This is a genomic window from Candidatus Nitrososphaera evergladensis SR1, assembly GCF_000730285.1.
Taxonomy (GTDB): domain Archaea; phylum Thermoproteota; class Nitrososphaeria; order Nitrososphaerales; family Nitrososphaeraceae; genus Nitrososphaera; species Nitrososphaera evergladensis.
The window spans coordinates 1,228,409-1,243,291 of the sequence record NZ_CP007174.1; the positions used below are offsets into that span (position 1 = coordinate 1,228,409).

The 14,883-nt window shown below is 54.5% G+C and carries 19 protein-coding genes and 1 other RNA gene; 13 read left to right on the top strand and 7 right to left on the bottom strand.

The window, feature by feature from the left end:
- Positions 1-106 precede the first annotated feature (106 nt).
- Positions 107-775, top strand: coding sequence for a hypothetical protein (locus NTE_RS06465; RefSeq protein ID WP_148700276.1), 669 nt, complete (start codon positions 107-109; stop codon positions 773-775).
- Here the strand turns inward: NTE_RS06465 and NTE_RS06470 are convergent.
- Positions 772-2,082 (bottom strand): DEAD/DEAH box helicase, encoded by a 1,311-nt coding sequence (locus NTE_RS06470; RefSeq protein WP_226987214.1) that lies wholly within the window; start codon positions 2,080-2,082, stop codon positions 772-774. The two genes, NTE_RS06465 and NTE_RS06470, sit on opposite strands and share 4 nt — an antisense overlap.
- Before the next feature lie 64 nt (positions 2,083-2,146).
- On the opposite strand from NTE_RS06470, the gene NTE_RS06475 reads away from it, so the two are divergent.
- The 7 genes from NTE_RS06475 (at position 2,147) to NTE_RS06500 (ending at position 5,657) form a co-directional block, all read left to right on the top strand.
- A complete protein-coding gene (locus tag NTE_RS06475; protein ID WP_148700278.1) occupies positions 2,147-2,653 on the top strand; it encodes a DUF367 family protein in 507 nt (168 codons plus the stop codon).
- A 21-nt stretch (positions 2,654-2,674) separates the two neighbouring features.
- An RNA gene (rnpB, locus tag NTE_RS06480) (RNase P RNA component) lies at positions 2,675-2,954 on the top strand.
- Positions 2,955-3,026: 72 nt separating this feature from the next.
- Positions 3,027-3,350: a hypothetical protein gene (locus NTE_RS06485; protein ID WP_148700279.1), complete on the top strand. Its 324-nt coding sequence runs from the start codon at positions 3,027-3,029 to the stop codon at positions 3,348-3,350.
- A 68-nt stretch (positions 3,351-3,418) separates the two neighbouring features.
- Complete coding sequence (locus tag NTE_RS16450; protein ID WP_158385207.1) at positions 3,419-3,589, top strand: hypothetical protein; 171 nt, start codon at positions 3,419-3,421, stop codon at positions 3,587-3,589.
- A 44-nt stretch (positions 3,590-3,633) separates the two neighbouring features.
- Positions 3,634-4,014 (top strand): hypothetical protein, encoded by a 381-nt coding sequence (locus NTE_RS06490; protein ID WP_148700280.1) that lies wholly within the window; start codon positions 3,634-3,636, stop codon positions 4,012-4,014.
- Positions 4,015-4,062: 48 nt separating this feature from the next.
- On the top strand, positions 4,063-5,025 hold the full coding sequence (locus NTE_RS06495; protein WP_148700281.1) for an NOL1/NOP2/sun family putative RNA methylase: 963 nt from the start codon (positions 4,063-4,065) through the stop codon (positions 5,023-5,025).
- 5 nt (positions 5,026-5,030) lie between these two features.
- Complete coding sequence (locus NTE_RS06500) at positions 5,031-5,657, top strand: PUA domain-containing protein (protein ID WP_148700282.1); 627 nt, start codon at positions 5,031-5,033, stop codon at positions 5,655-5,657.
- Here NTE_RS06500 and NTE_RS16455 read toward each other — a convergent pair.
- Both NTE_RS16455 and NTE_RS06505 read right to left on the bottom strand, forming a co-directional pair.
- Positions 5,654-5,809, bottom strand: a complete 156-nt coding sequence (locus tag NTE_RS16455; RefSeq protein ID WP_158385209.1) for a hypothetical protein — start codon at positions 5,807-5,809, stop codon at positions 5,654-5,656. The genes NTE_RS06500 and NTE_RS16455 overlap by 4 nt on opposite strands.
- Positions 5,810-5,924: 115 nt before the next feature.
- A complete protein-coding gene (locus NTE_RS06505; protein ID WP_148700283.1) occupies positions 5,925-7,010 on the bottom strand; it encodes a hypothetical protein in 1,086 nt (361 codons plus the stop codon).
- 117 nt (positions 7,011-7,127) lie between these two features.
- Between NTE_RS06505 and cofD the strand changes: the two genes are divergently transcribed.
- A complete protein-coding gene (gene cofD, locus NTE_RS06510) occupies positions 7,128-8,117 on the top strand; it encodes a 2-phospho-L-lactate transferase (RefSeq protein WP_148700284.1) in 990 nt (329 codons plus the stop codon).
- 1 nt (position 8,118) lies between these two features.
- Positions 8,119-8,802 (top strand): 2-phospho-L-lactate guanylyltransferase, encoded by a 684-nt coding sequence (gene cofC / locus NTE_RS06515; protein ID WP_158385211.1) that lies wholly within the window; start codon positions 8,119-8,121, stop codon positions 8,800-8,802.
- On the opposite strand, the gene NTE_RS06520 is transcribed toward cofC, so the two are convergent.
- A complete protein-coding gene (locus tag NTE_RS06520; protein WP_148700286.1) occupies positions 8,794-9,129 on the bottom strand; it encodes a hypothetical protein in 336 nt (111 codons plus the stop codon). The two genes, cofC and NTE_RS06520, sit on opposite strands and share 9 nt — an antisense overlap.
- 89 nt (positions 9,130-9,218) lie before the next feature.
- Between NTE_RS06520 and NTE_RS06525 the strand changes: the two genes are divergently transcribed.
- Positions 9,219-9,875, top strand: coding sequence for a restriction endonuclease (locus NTE_RS06525; RefSeq protein ID WP_148700287.1), 657 nt, complete (start codon positions 9,219-9,221; stop codon positions 9,873-9,875).
- Here the strand turns inward: NTE_RS06525 and NTE_RS06530 are convergent.
- The 3 genes from NTE_RS06530 to NTE_RS06540 are packed head-to-tail and all read right to left on the bottom strand — an operon-like array spanning position 9,850 to position 12,257.
- Complete coding sequence (locus NTE_RS06530; RefSeq protein ID WP_148700288.1) at positions 9,850-11,646, bottom strand: DUF2070 family protein; 1,797 nt, start codon at positions 11,644-11,646, stop codon at positions 9,850-9,852. The genes NTE_RS06525 and NTE_RS06530 overlap by 26 nt on opposite strands.
- A 12-nt stretch (positions 11,647-11,658) precedes the next feature.
- The gene (locus NTE_RS06535) at positions 11,659-11,829 is read right to left on the bottom strand and encodes a preprotein translocase subunit Sec61beta (protein ID WP_148700289.1); all 171 of its coding nucleotides are present in this window, start codon (positions 11,827-11,829) and stop codon (positions 11,659-11,661) included.
- Between the two features lie 44 nt (positions 11,830-11,873).
- The gene (locus NTE_RS06540; protein ID WP_148700290.1) at positions 11,874-12,257 is read right to left on the bottom strand and encodes an Sjogren's syndrome/scleroderma autoantigen 1 family protein; all 384 of its coding nucleotides are present in this window, start codon (positions 12,255-12,257) and stop codon (positions 11,874-11,876) included.
- Between the two features lie 325 nt (positions 12,258-12,582).
- Between NTE_RS06540 and yciH the strand changes: the two genes are divergently transcribed.
- Together yciH and NTE_RS06550 are read left to right on the top strand one after the other, a co-directional pair.
- Entirely contained in the window at positions 12,583-12,891 is a 309-nt protein-coding gene (gene yciH, locus NTE_RS06545; protein ID WP_075053575.1) for a translation initiation factor, read from the top strand.
- Between the two features lie 53 nt (positions 12,892-12,944).
- Complete coding sequence (locus tag NTE_RS06550) at positions 12,945-14,849, top strand: CHASE domain-containing sensor histidine kinase (RefSeq protein ID WP_148700291.1); 1,905 nt, start codon at positions 12,945-12,947, stop codon at positions 14,847-14,849.
- Positions 14,850-14,883: the final 34 nt, after the last annotated feature.

Consider the following 14,883-nt stretch of genomic DNA (forward strand, 5'->3'; position numbering starts at 1 on the left):
TAGTTCAAAACCTCGGCTTTTTAAACCTATTTTCCTGCACCTGCGCGCGCCATGATAGCCACCCGCATAATCTTTAAGGTGCAGCACACCAACTTGCTAGTGAAGGTTGGACCTAGAGAGCTTTGTAGCCGACGTCACGTCCCTTGCAGACAGAATGGCCGCCGGCGAGCCACAAGAAAACATCCAGCGACTCGACTTTGTCAGGAGCAGGCTGATAGGGCTCTATCAGAGAAACCTGGTCAAGATAAACCACTCGGCGATGGAGCTGGTGTGCGCCAAGCACCTTATCCGCGACGGCTACTCTGTGGACGTCGAAAAGCAGCTGACCGACATCCTGGTCTGCGACGTCTATGCGACCAAGGGCGATGGCGTGGCCCTCGTAGAGATAGAGACCGGCTTTATCCCGCCAGAGCACGCGCTTGACCCCTTGTCATATTACGCTGCAAGGATTGCAAGCAAGATTGCACGGTACAGCAAGCACTCAAACAAGTTCGTCCTTGCGACCCCTCCCGTCAGCATACTGCCGATACCAAACCTGTTCAGGCGGCCGCCCCGGGACAGGACTGCCGAGGAGGTAAAGGAGGTCAAGGCGCTGTGCGACAGGTACTATTCAAACCCTCCAATCGGCGAAGAAGAGATCCTTAACGCGCACCTCCACATGGTCTACATCATCAACATCGACGCCGGCCGGGTGGTAGAGATGGACATAGACTTGTACCTGGAAAAAGTGGGCGAGATGCTGGCAAAGGGGATGGCCGGCATATCTAGCAGCTAGAGTATCGTCCTTTGCCCGCGCGCAGGCCTTTTGCCGCTGTCCCGGGGCGTCCTTGCTGACCTGCTCTCTTCACTTAATGATGATTTTTCAATTGCGGCATTTACCATCTTGACAATATTCTTGTCCTTCGTGTCCCTGACGTGCACGACGTAGACAAGCGCATGGTCCTTGCCTTCTGCCTTTCTCACCACCCTGCCTATCCTCTGCGCCACGCGGTTTGCGTTTGCGGCACTTGCAAGGATTATGGCGATGCCGACCTGCGGCACGTCGTAGCCTATCTCAAGCGTGTGCACCGACAAGAGTGGGTAATAGTCCTTGCCCCAGCTGCCAAGGATCTCCTCGCGCTCGTACCTCGGCACGCCGTTGTGTATTGTCCTTGCCGGGATTCCCGACGACTCGAGCATGTCGCGCAGCTGCTGTATCGAGTCGACAGTCTCGCTAAATATCATTATGCGCTCCTTTGGATGCTGCTTGACAATGTCTACCGTGGCGTACAGCTTTTGCTTTGTGGAGCTGAGAAGCTCTTTTCGCTTGCGCACCATCGCAAACCACTGCTTTGCCAAGGACGCCCGGGCTCCTCCGCGCATAAGCACCTTTGTCATCCTTGCCGGGTCGTACACCTGCAGTTTCCTTGAGATTTCCTTTATCGCGCCGGTTGCCTCGTCGTAGATCTTTTGCTCCTCGTCTGTAAATTTCACCTCGACTTCCTTTACGACTGGCCTTGCAAGCCTGCCATCTGACACGGCGTCTTTTATCATGTATTTTTTCACGGGCGGGGCGACCACAAGTATCGTACCGTAGCGCGGGTCGCGCTCGTCTATGGTTGCAGTCAGCCCAAGTATTGCCTTGCCCGGGTCTTCAACGATTACGTCAAATATCCTGTCAAATTCTACAGCAGTCTCGCTAACCAGGTGGACCTCGTCAAGCACCACCATGTCTGCCTGCCTGACAAGGTCAAAGTTGTTGATGACGCTCTGGTAAGTGCTTATCGTTATCTCCCTGCTGGCGTCCTTGCGCTCGCCGTAATAGGTGCCGATCGCGCCCTCGTCGATGCCGTAGCTGAGGAGGCGCCTGACGTTCTGGCTGATGAGCACAATCCTTGGCACGATAAACAAGATGGCATATCTCTTTTTGCCCGACTGGATGGCCGCCTGCCTTGCGCACTCCCACGCAATCTCTGTCTTGCCAGTGCCGGTGCTAAATATCACCGAGCCTCTGCGGCCGTTCTGCATCCACGCCTCTGCCGCCTCTGTCTGGTCTCTCTTGAGCTCAAAGGGGAACTGGAGGCTTGCTATGGCCGGCAACACACTATTGACTTGGTCAAGCCTGCACCACTAAAAACTTTAATGGTGTTGCAGGTCCATGCAGCATGTGAAGCCGCAGGTCTACATGATGCGCCAGGACGACCCGTTCAAGTGCACTGCGGCAAAGCTTGCAAAATTCAAAATTGCCGAGCCCGTGAAATTCATACGCAAGGACGCAATCGTGCTAAACCCGTTTTCCGAGACGCTGCTCACGAAAAACGACGCAGGCATTGCAAGCTCTGTGTGCGCGGTGGATTGCTCGTGGGAGCGGGCCGACGACGTCGCAAAGCACCAGCGAGTGTTTTCTGCCGGCATCGGCCGCAGGCTGCCTGCCATGCTTGCGGCAAACCCTACGAATTATGCAAAACTTGGCAAGCTGTCAAGCGCAGAGGCCCTTGCGGGCGCGCTGTACATCCTTGGCGACAGGCAGACGGCGGCAGAAATAATGAACAAGTTCAAGTGGGGACACACGTTTTTGGAGCTGAATGCCAACTTGCTTGAAGATTATTCAAGCGCCGAGACGCAAGAGCAGATGATGCAGACAGAGCTAGAGTATTTTCCAAACCTAAAATAACAAGCAGTGCCAATATGGTTTGCGAGCCAGCGGGCGGGCGACTCGAAAGAGAGGAAACTCCTCCCTCGCTGCAGGCACCCGAATTGGCGACAATTAGCCGGAGACGGCTGGCGACGGAACAGAAAAGAGATCCGGTCGGGACAATACCATGATGGCGCAAGCCTGAGGTTTCCGATACCGGAATGAAACTGCCGACCCGGGTGGAGCAAGGCCAAACAGAGCTCAAGGGTCCTGCACCTGCTCAGGTTGGCTGCTCAGCGGAATCCCGCCTAGAACAGAAGGAGGGTTACGGCTGGCACGCACACATCTTTTTTTCACAAACAACCATAGACAAGCATTATTACGCACCAGTACGCCAGAACATCAGCAATAAATGGCCGGCGGCCTGCGGATGATAAAAATCGATTTTTACGTGCCTACAAAGACAAAGGACGGCAGAGACATCGACCCAAAAAAGGTGGACGACATAATAAACCAGATCTGGCCTCGATACCGCGGAGCCACAAAACTGACAGGCACTGGATACTACCGGGCCAAGTCGGGCAAGGACGAAGTGACGGAAAGCTACTTGCTGTCAATAATCACGGGATACGACAAGCCGTTCAAAGCCGACCTGAAAAAGTTCAAGGAAAAAATAAGGAACGAACTCTGCCAGGAAACTGTCCTGATAACATGGCATTCTATCAAAGTCCTGTAGGCTGTGGAAGCAGATTCCCTAGTCTTGCCCGTTAAAGTTTATCAATTAGATAGCTCTAACTTATACCAGTGGCGCAAAAAGGCTCCGAGGACGAAAGAACAAGAAAACCTGCCGTCAAGCACCGGCAGTACGATGACAAGACGCTAGAAAACATGATGCGCTACTACAACCTTGGCGAGAACTATGAATCGCTCTTGCGCTACATAAAGCGCCGCGGTCTTGTTGAAGGCGACTCTTAGATAATAATAACAATATATCCTTGCGCATCTTTGCTCTATACACTGTGCGCGTCATTATTGCAGTGGCAGTCGCTGTCGCAATCGGCGTTGCGTTTGCAGGGTATTTCGCATACACCTGGCTGTCAAGGCCGCAGTACGCGCTCGAAGTAGACGCAACGAGGGACACGACTGACATTTCCGGCACGCTGTACCGCATCAGGGTGGCAAACGTGGGTCTTGCGCGCCTGACAAACGTCTCGGCGGAGATGGGAGCCGGCGATGTCCAGACCAAGGACTTTTTGGACCCGGGCCAGACCTACTACTTCTACCCAAACCCTGACACGCTTGCGCCGACCATCAAGGTCACGTCTGACGAGGGAATCAAGGTCGTGACCGACTACCGTACGCCTACAAAGGTGCTTGGATTGCCGGGCGGCGGACGCTAATGTGGAGAGATATAGTATAAATGGACACGAGCGCCCATTTTCTGGCGTTTGACGCTCCTCTTTGACCGGTCTGCCCGGTCGACTGCGCTTGCGGACAAGTACGGCTATGGCGAATGGCTCGTGGGGCGGTTTTTGCAGCACGTGCCCGAAGTCGAGCGCTTTATGGAAAAGATGGAGCAGCCTCCATCGCAGTACATACGCGTCAACACGCTCAAGACTACCCGGGACGACCTTGAAAGCAGGCTTGCCGCAAAGGGGTTTGAGCTTGAACCGACCGCCCTCTCAGAAGTGCTCAAGGTAACCAAGGCGCCTATGGCGACAGGCGCCACCAACGAATACCTCCTTGGCCACTATTACATACAGGACCTGAGCTCCTGCATGGCAGTAGAGGCGCTGGACGCGCAGAAAAGCCAGTCGGCGCTGGACATGGCGGCCGCGCCAGGCGGCAAGACGACGCACATTGCGCAGAGGATGCAAAACACCGGCTCTATAGTTGCGCTGGAACCGAACACAAAGAGGGCAAGGTCAATGTCGTTTAACCTGGACCGCCTTGGCGTGGCAAACACGTGCATACTCTGTGCAGACGCTCTTTGCGCCACGGCGGGCCTTGGCAAGGAAAAGTTTGACAGGGTGCTCCTTGACGCGCCCTGCAGTTGCGAAGGCGTTATAGCAAAGGACAAGACAAGAAAGACAAGCCACAGCCCGCAAGACGTGGACTATTGCGCAGGCCGGCAGGAAAAGATGCTTGAGGCTGCAGTCGGCGCCTGCAAGCGCGGAGGCATTATAGTTTATTCGACATGCTCTTTTGCGCCGGAGGAAAATGAAGTAATAGTTGACAGGATGGTGCGCAAGTTTGGAGTGTCAGTCGAGCCCATGCTGCATGGAAGCGAGGGGCTTGCCCACTTTGGAAACATGGAATTTGACAAAAGCGTCAGAAACGCAAGGCGCTTTTATCCTCACATACATGACACCACCGGCTTTTTCGTGGCAAGGATGAGGGTGGTGCCCTAAGAAAGATGGCGTTTAGAGAGTTGACGCGGCAAGAGCAGACGCTTGTCAACAGGGCGCTTGACCGGTGGGGCGTATTTGAAGCGCTTGAAGGGCAAACGTTTCTCATGCATGACGAGAGTGGCAAGGTCTGCTTGGTGTCAAGCGAGCTTGCAAACATGGTAAAGATTGTACAGCCGGACACGGCCGGCCTTGTCGTTGGCAGCATCGGCAAAAAGAAGAAGCAGTTTACGCCCGCCCTTGCCGGGGCAAGCCTTTTTGCGCGCCTGTGTGACAGGGAGAAGAAAAAATACTATGTCAGGGTGGGGGATAATGCGGAAAAGCTGGTGCTGTACGGCCGGGACGTGATGGGAGATTCTGTTATCGAAGCGTCGCCCGAGCTTGACGAGAACGATCTTGTGATAATACTGAATGCCGGAGGCGAGGCAATAGGGATTGGCCGGACGCGCTTTTCCGGCAAGTCTATCCTGCAAAAGGGGAGGGTAACCATAACTACCCTTGCCGACGCGGGAAGTTATTTGCGCGACGAAGACGGCAGCAATGACGAAGAAGAGCGACAGGCAAAGATGACGAAGACGACGGCTGCGTCGTCCCGCCGGCAACCGCCAAAAAGGGCTTTTACCAGCTATATCTAGCCCGTCTCTACGGACACATTCTGGAGGACAGATGCGATATAATCCGCCGTGGTGCCTAGCTCCTCCGTTATGGACTGGATCGACATCCCGCTGTCGTACAGCTCAAAGATGCGCTCGTCGAGGTCGTACTTGGCCTCTTCTTCTGTTCTCATATATAGCTACCAAGCTGGGAATCGGCCGTTTGAATAATACGGGTATTGATCTATAAACTATGTACAAGCTTGTAAAATAAATTAAAGCGGTGGGGAGGCGCAGCTCTTTTGTGCGCTACTTTCTGGCCTTGAACAGGATGAACACTGCTATTGCGCCCATCATTCCGCCGAGCACGAGGAGCACCTGTATTGGGAAGTTGCCAGTTGCCTGCTGTGCACCTGCCGGTGCTTCCGCTGTAACAACCGCAAAGTTGCCACCTGCAGCCTGGTCAAGACTGGAAAATCCTGAAATCTGGATCTGTCCGCTTGGGGCTGGCACCTGTGAGTGGGCCTGTACCTGGGCTCCGCCGATTGTGGCCGTTGCGTCCTCCTCCTCTGGCTGGAAGGTTCCTTCTCTAAAGCTGCTCTCGCCAAGTGAGTAGATCGACACGACCTTTGCGCCGCTCGACTCTTTGAAGAATGACGACGACTCGACCAGGCTTCCTGATGGGTCGAAGAGGAAGTGCCATGTGCTCATCGGTTGCTTGAACCTGTCAAAGTTCAAGATGGAAGTATTGAACATGCTCGAAAGCTGCGAATCGAATATCTGCTTGGCAAGGTCTTTATGCGTCTTGTCAAGGAAGTTGATTGGCTTGGTAATCTCTATCTCGCCCACGTCTGGTGCCTTGAGTAGTATCGGGTCTGTGACAGTTATTCTTCTCCATTCAAGGTCGACTGCCTGGCTTGCAGATGATGACGCGGATTGGTTTCCACCACCACTACCATTACCGCCGCCGCTTATCACGATTTTTTCCATCTGGGGTACTGCCTCGATCTTGAGAGTTATGGCAGCGTTGTCCGGGGCGCCTTTCAGTACTCCTGTATAGGTGATCGTCATATTGGTGACCACCGCCGGGCTCCGGGCCTGCAGCAACGCCTTGTTAAATGCTGCAATGGCATTTGCTACGCCGTTGTCTGTGCTGCTTGTATTGCCTTTCACCGTGAATTGGATGCGGTCCTGCTTGCCGTTAAGCTCCTGCGAAATCGGGCTGCCTGACGGGTAGCGGAGCGTGATGTTCTTGACGGCGACATAATGTCCTTCTGCCTTGTCAGTCTGTGGGACCAAAACCGCGTTCATGTCATTAGCAAAAGCGGCTGGGGCAACACTGAACGCCAAAAGCGTGGCAAACAACATCGCAACAACTACGGATAACGACTTCACGAGAGAAAAGTTCCTTTGGCTGTTTTATAATCTTTGTTGTACTGTACGATGGGATGTTGCGAATTTCGTTGCGCCCGGCAGATATAATAAAACGGATTTTGCATATTCTGTCCGCGTTTGATTGCAGTAATTGCAGGCGGCACCGGCTCTGTCAAGCTGGTAAGAGGTCTTGCCCTGCTGCTGGAGGGGAAAAGACCAAAGGAAGAAGGCATGAGCGTAATCGCAAACGTGGGCGACAATATCTGGCTCTATGGGCTGTACATCTGTCCTGATATCGATACACTAGTCTACGGGCTTGCCGGAATACTTGATGAAAAACGCGGCTGGGGCATCAGGGGCGACACGTTTTCCTTCCTTGACCAGATGAAAAGGTCCGGCGTGGATGCGTGGTTTGGGCTTGGAGACCGGGACCTTGCCACACACGTCTTGCGTACAGAGATGATGAAGAGGGGTGGAAAGAGCCTGACTGAAGTCACAGCCTATTTTGCCGAAAAATTCAGAGTGGCAGCAGACAGCAAGGTGTTACCTGCAACCGACAGCGAAGTGGAGACAATGATAATGACCTATGACGATAATGATGGTGATGCTGCTGTTGCTGCTGGCGAAATGCACCTGCAGGAATTCTGGGTTAAAAACGCCGGCAGGCCAAAAGTGCGGGGTGTGCGCTATCGGGGAATCGAACAAGCGCAAGCCACAAAACAAGCACTTGCCGCCATAAAGAATGCGGACAGGATAATCATTGCGCCTGGAAATCCCGTGTCCAGCATCGGGCCCACGTTGGCCCTCAAAGACATCAAAGCGGCGCTTGCAAAAAGGCGCGCAGACGTGGTTGCAGTGTCGCCGATGATAGGCAACGCCGCAGTGTCCGGGCCGGCGGCCAAGTACCTGAGTGCCGTAGGCGTACAAGCCTCCGCAGCAGGCGTCGCAGAATTTTACAAAGAAGTCGCCGGCTCTATAGTCATAGACGGCAGGGACCGGGAAGTGGCAAGCAAGACAATAAAGCGGCTTGACATGGACGTATACGAAACAAACATAACCATGCAAGGAAGACAAGACGAAGTCCGGCTCGGCAGGTATCTGCTGCTACTGCTGCGGAAGTCTCGATGAATTGACAACAACAAAAACAAAAACAACAATAATTGCCATAATCCCTGTCAAAAAGTTTGAAAACTCAAAGAGTCGCCTGTCGGCCGTCTTGAGCGTCCAAGATCGTGTGCGGCTTGCCGGGCTCATGCTGCAAGACACGCTTGCCACGCTTGACAGGTGCAAGTTGCTTGCAGAAATTGTGGTAGTGTCATCAGACGAAAGGGCAGGTGAGATAGCCAGGAAATACGGCGCAACCGTTCTTTTCCAGGCGCAGGATGCCGGGGTCAACTCTGCAGTGGCAGTTGCAGACAGGTACGCGGTGCAAAAAAAGAACGCTGGCGCAACCATCGTCATCCCGCAGGATCTGCCGCTACTTGGCGCGGGCGACGTTGACGGCATCTGCTCAGCCGCCGCCGGGCGCTGCATAGTTATCTGCCCGTCGCTTCGCTACGACGGCACAAACCTGCTCTTGCGCATGCCGGCCGATGTCATTTCCACGTCGTACGACAACAACAGCTACGAATCGCACATCGTGTCTGCAAGGGCGCAGCATGCGGCTGTTCGCGTTATCGAGCAGGAGCACCTTATGTTTGACATCGACACCCAAGAGGATGCAAGGCAGCTTGCGCAGATGGATCCGCGCCTGGTTGTGGCCAAGAACGTGGCCTTATTTCTGAAGGAAAAAGCGCTGCTGTCATCATTTTGACGACAAGATGCGCACAGTGGGGCTGTACGACGAAATGAGCATCTCTACCCTTGACCCTATCTGGAGGTCCTTTGCGTCGCGCTCTGACACGGGGTACTTTACCACGGTGCCGCGCTTTATGTCAAAGACCCTGTCATCGTCCTCTATCAGGACAGAAATGGTGTTTGTGAGGTTCCTCTTTTCTCCGAACCTGAGCACGCCAATGCCCTTTTCAACAATCTGGCCCTTTACTATCGCGGAGCTCTGTGCCGAGGTTGCAAGTGCAACTGCGCCAAGCACGATGAGGCCGGCGCACAACACGACGGTCAAGTCCTTCCAGTCCGGCACAGGTGCGAGGATATTTTTGCCCGGCTTATGTCTGTTCTTCTTCTTATAAATAACGGAGACGGTGGAATAACGCAGGTAACAGTATTACGATGCACCCCGAGCTCCTGGTGAAGGCGCTTGCCGCCATGTCGCAGGACACGACGACGCTTGACCAGTTCTGCCATAAAGCCGGCATTGCAAGCAGGTCTGTGGCAAGGAGCCTTGCGGAGGGTCTTCTTGCCCGGGGCATCGGCAGGGGTTCTGCAAGCGCCATCATGTCTTTTTCCCCTGGCGACAGGCTGGCTACGGCCGCACTTGCGCTGGATGCGGGGTGCGATCCAGAGCGCGTGTCGCAGCATCTGACCTGGAAGGACTTTGAGCAGCTTGCCGCCGGCGTGCTTGCCTCGCTTGGCTACAGGACAAGGACCAACGTGCGCTTTACAAAGCCGCGCATGGAACTTGACGTTGTGGGCACAAGCGCCGCCGGCCTTGCGCTTGCTGTTGACTGCAAGCACTGGAAGAAGGGCGGCCTATCGTCAATATCGCAGCATTGCGCCAAGCAGGCGAAAAGGACGGAAGAACTGCTAAGAAGGGAAAGCGAAATATCAATGGCCGTGCCCGTCGTCATGACCCTGCATGCGGCAAATGTGCGCCTTGTGGGCGGGATGCCCGTAGTCCCTGTGGCAAAATTCCACTCGTTTGCAATGGACGTGAGCGGGTTTCTCGACGAGGTCTTGGTATTTACGCGAGAACCTGCATCGCGATAAAGACTGCAACCGTGGTTCCGACAAACACCTTTGTTATGTTCATGGCCCGGTCCAGCGCCCCGGAATAGTCCTGAAACTGCTTTTCGCCCATCACCTTGACCTCGGACCGGGCGGATGCAACCTCGTACGTACAGGGGCCTGCTCTTTCCTGCGCTATATTGCACATCTCTGCGTAGGCGTCCGCTATCGCGTCCTGGCTGCTTGCGCCTCCAAGGGGGAAATAGCCCTCGCTTGTTCTCTTGCCTGAAGTAGAATGGGTGTCAGACGAGCACACCTCAAGCATAATGGTGGTGCCCTCCTTTGCCCTTGCCACCACCTTGTCCCGAAGGGCATTGTCCATGTTGTTCGAGTCGGCCCATCCTATGGCGTACGTCATGCCCTGTGTGGAAATTGCCATGACTGCAAGGCCTGACTGCCCGAGGTCGTGTGCGCCTTGAAGGCTGTTGCCGTGGTGGTGCCTTGCGTCTGCAAGGCTTGCAAAGCCCACTGAAAACTCGGCCTGCGCGCTCTTGCCTGCTTCGTCGAGGCATTTTTTTGCCGCAGATATGATGTCGGAGGTGTCCTGCCCGTCGAGCTGCGCTCCCATTGCGTTGTGGCAGTCTACAAGCAGCAGGTGGTCCATGCCGAGCCCTGCCGCGTACGATTCAAGCTCTTTTCTCACGCTCTGGGGCACGTCTTCCATTCCCTTTGGCGCAAGCGAGAGCATGACAAGCGCGCTCCTGCCAAACGCAATCGCAGTGACAGTCGCATTTCCCTGGCGGTGCTGCACCGGGAGCGAGCAAGTTTTGCCTCTGCTTTCGATGACTGCTCTTGAAAGGCTGCCGACGTATCTTTCGACCTCTGCCTTTGAGGGGATGTTGAGCGAGTGGTCTGACACGCTGTGCATGACAAGCGCGCTCCTGCCAAACCTCTCGTAAAGCACGTACGGAAGGTTGCTTCCGCCCACGCTTCCAAACGGCCCTGGATGGATATCAGGAAGGATTATCGACGATGGCGACCTACTACCCGCCGGTCCTCCTTGGGAAATAAAGCTGATGACCTTTGTTGACACTGACTCGTCGTGCGCCCTTGACTCAAAGTATTCTTCCAGGCCTCCCGGCTTGTTTTCTGTCCACGCAGAAAGGAACGCCTGCAGGACGCGAAAAGTGCTAGAGATTTCCGGCCTTCCTGCCCTGTCGACTATGGTGGCCCACGAGATTGCAAGCGCCACAAATACCGCCCCAAACCCAAGGCCGACCGGATCGTAAATGATGTCATAGGACTGCGCCGGCACAAACGCCAGAAAGAATACGAGCGGCTGGACGAGGCATATTGCGACTGCCCTGCCCATGCCTGCGCCAAACACCGACACAAAGATCCCGATGCGCAGGCCGGCGGCAAGGAGCATCCCTGCCACGATATAGCCAGTAGTCTCTGGAGGTTTTGCAAAAACCGCGCTTGCCAAAACGCCTACGATGACGGTGATCGCCCAAAGCAGGTTCGCAAACGACGCAACGTGCACCACCTTGGACATCTTGTTGACCGGCGTCCCCTTGAGCATGATAAAGTCGAGGTACGTGAGCCCGACAAGCACTGCGAGTCCAAGTGGCAGGTGCACTGCAAGGGCAAGCAGGTCTGTCTGGAGGTGGAAAATGTGCGATACTATGATGACCACTGCGGCGCAGGCGAGCATCATCGCATACGACGACCGGAGCGAGCCGGGCGTTATCCTTGTAAAAGACCATCGTCTATGGATGTTGGAAACATCGTCGTCCTGCTTTGCCGCAAGCATTTCCCACTGCGCTCATCCGGCTGGGAAAATGATTCTGATAGCGACCGAGATTCCAATCATTGCGCCAGCGATAGCCATGACTATCTCGGGCTTGACCTTTATCCCCTTCGTTTCGTCTTCAAAGAACCTAAGAAGGCCTGCGCTTGAAGCCGGCAGCGGGGCATTCTTTTTCTTGCTGCTCATTTACGGTTCTAGTCATACTCTCTTCTTTTAAATACATTCCGATGCTACTTTGCAGAAAGCGCCCTCATCTTTTCGAGTATGCGCAGGTATGCTTCCAGCAGCTCGGCCTTTTGTCTCTGGATGGCTGTGTCCTTTTCGTCACGAAGTTCAGAAGCAAGCTCTGCTATCTTGCCCTCGACAATGGCCGCCGAGGGGCCAAGGCCTGTTGTTGCTGCCTGGGCAGAAGGAACGACTGCTACTTTTTGCTGCTCCTCCTGGGGCACGCTCTCATTTCCGCAGTTGATGCAGCTGGTCCTGCCTGCAAGCCTCACCTGCACTCCTCCACACTTTGGGCAGGGCTCGCTTACAAGCGTGCCTCCCTTGAGAAGGGCGGATGCGGCGCTCTTTATTCTTACGCCGCCCGCATCAGCAGTGGCAGAAGAAGACATACGAAAACAGATTGGGGGCACCTGCACAAATATCTTGTCGTCGTCGTTCCTTGCTCCTGTGGAGGCGTAATCAGTCTCTTAATTGAAAAAGCCAAAGTCGTTTAAATATTAGGCTGGCCTAAGGACTTTTACTCGGTGAAGCTGGAGCACTGGGACTACTGGCATCATCAGTCACTAACCATCAATACCACCAGCATGGCCCTGGGTAGCAGCGGGAATGACTTTTCTCTCTCCCCTGCACGCCTTCGGTCCTCTTCTTTTCTGTTGTTTCCTCTCTCACGCATAACAAGGCTTAATAATAGGCATCGTGAAATCGTGTTACTCGATGGCGGTTATCTGCAAGAAATGCGGCCTCCCTGATGACCTTTGCGCGTGCGGGGAGCTCGACAAGGAAGATGCACGAATTGTCATCCGCCTAGAGACGCGGCGATGGTCCAAGACTACCACCCTTATAGAGGGCATCAACCCCAAGCTCTCTGACATGCAGAAAATAGTCAAGGATCTAAAGAGCAGCTTTGCCTGCGGGGGAACCGCCAAGGACGGCTTTATCATGCTTCAGGGCGACCACCGCGACGATGTCAAGGGCTACCTCGTAAAGAAGGGCTTTAGCGAGGAAGCAATCGAAGTCCAGTAGCAGCAAATAGAGATAAGTTATTTTACTTGCTTCTGTAATTAGCGTCAAGAGAATTGCAACGGGACGGTCTCTTGATTCCCTTTGCGGCGCTTGCCGTGGCAGTCGCGCTAACCATATTTGCCTGGTACACCGTGACAGTCTTTGTCAATGGCATAGAACAGGCGCGCTTTGAGGATGAAGTCCTTGCAACCGTCTTTTCCATAAACAATCGTATGCAAGAGTACGAGCAGGTGCTATTTGGCGGAAAGGGCCTCTTTGCCTCGTCGCAGCAGGTAGAGCGAGCAGAGTGGAAGGCTTTTGTCGACAACCAGATGATCCAGAACAGGTTCCCCGGAGTGCAGGGCGTTGGCTTTGTCGAGCGCGTCACCGCCGGCGAACTTGCGTCGCACGTAGCAAGCGTGCGCAACGAAGGGTTTGCAGGTTATGTTGTAAGGCCAGATGTCCAAAAAGAAGTGTATTATCCTGTAGTGTTCATCGAGCCGTTTGACGCGAAAAACCGTCAGGCGCTTGGCTTTGACATATCGTCAGAGCAGGTGAGAAACGCGGCAATATCCCGTGCGCTGGAAAGCGGCCAGACGACCATAACGGGCAAGATAACACTTGTCACGGAAACCCAATCCGACATGCAGAGCGGGTTTCTGATGCTGGTTCCCGTGTACGAAAACGGTATGCCTGCCGGCACGCCAGACGAGCGCCGTGAAAACATCAGGGGCTTTGTCTATGCGCCGTTTCGCATGGACGATCTGATGAAAGGCATAACGGGCCTGGCTGCCCGCGACATCACGTTTTCGATACACGACGGCCAGAATCAGACCACGAATGAAAACCTGATGTTTGACCTTTCCTCAGTCGCCGGGACCAGAGGCGGCGACATTGACAGGTCGCTTGAAAAAACCGTCATAATGGACATAGGAGGCAGGCAGTGGACGCTCGAGTTTGCCGCGCTCCGGTCCATACACTCTGGATTTGACATTTTCATACCGTACATCGTGCTTGTCGTCGGCTTTACGCTCAGCGGAGTGCTGTTTTATGTCATGTATTCTGCAAGCAGGCAGCGCGAAGAGACTGCAGAGCTTGTCTGGGCCGCAGAAGAGATAGCAAGGGGCAACCTTGACATCCGGCTCGACGACAATCTTCTTGCGTCGCAGGACAGGATAGGCAACCTTGCACGCGTCTTTGACGAGATGCGAAAAAGCGTCAAGGCCGGAACGGACGACCTGAAAAAGATGAACGAGGATCTGGTGCGCATCGACAAGATGAAGGAGGAGTTCTCGTCGATGGTGAGCCACGAGCTAAAGTCGCCCCTAACCCCGATAAAGTTTGGCGCTGACTCGCTTTTGGACCCAGAAAGCACCGGCAACCTGACAGAGGAGCAGAGGGGATACGCAAGGATGGTCATGCGCAACGCGACCAAGATGGAGAACCTGATAAACGACCTGATGGACTCGTACAAGCTCGACATTGACAAGCTGACGTTTGTCATGACCGAAAACGACATCGGGCAGATGGTCTCCCAGTGCGTCGCAGACCTTGCGCCCTATGCCAAGGACAAGGCGATAAAGCTAGAGGCCGACACAAAGGCGTCCGGCACGATCACGTGCGACAGAAAGCGAATCGACCAGGTGATCGCAAACCTCGTGAAAAACTCTGTTGATTTCGTGCCGGAAAGCGGGGGCAGGATAACGGTCAGGGCGGAGGACACGGGAAACAAGGAAGTTGTATTTTCCGTAGAGGACAACGGGGTGGGCATACGTGCTGACAAGGTGGACAAGCTGTTTGAAAAGTTCTACCAGATAGACACCACTGCAAAAAGAAAGTTTGGCGGAAGCGGCCTTGGCCTGCCTATCTCAAAGGGCATAGTGGAGGCGCACGGGGGCAGGATCTGGGTAGACAGGGAATACAAGGGCGGGGCGGCCATCCGCTTTTCGCTCCCCAGAAAGAGCCTCCAGAGTCGCTGATAATAAGGCATTTAAGCCGGCCGAACAAGTCTTT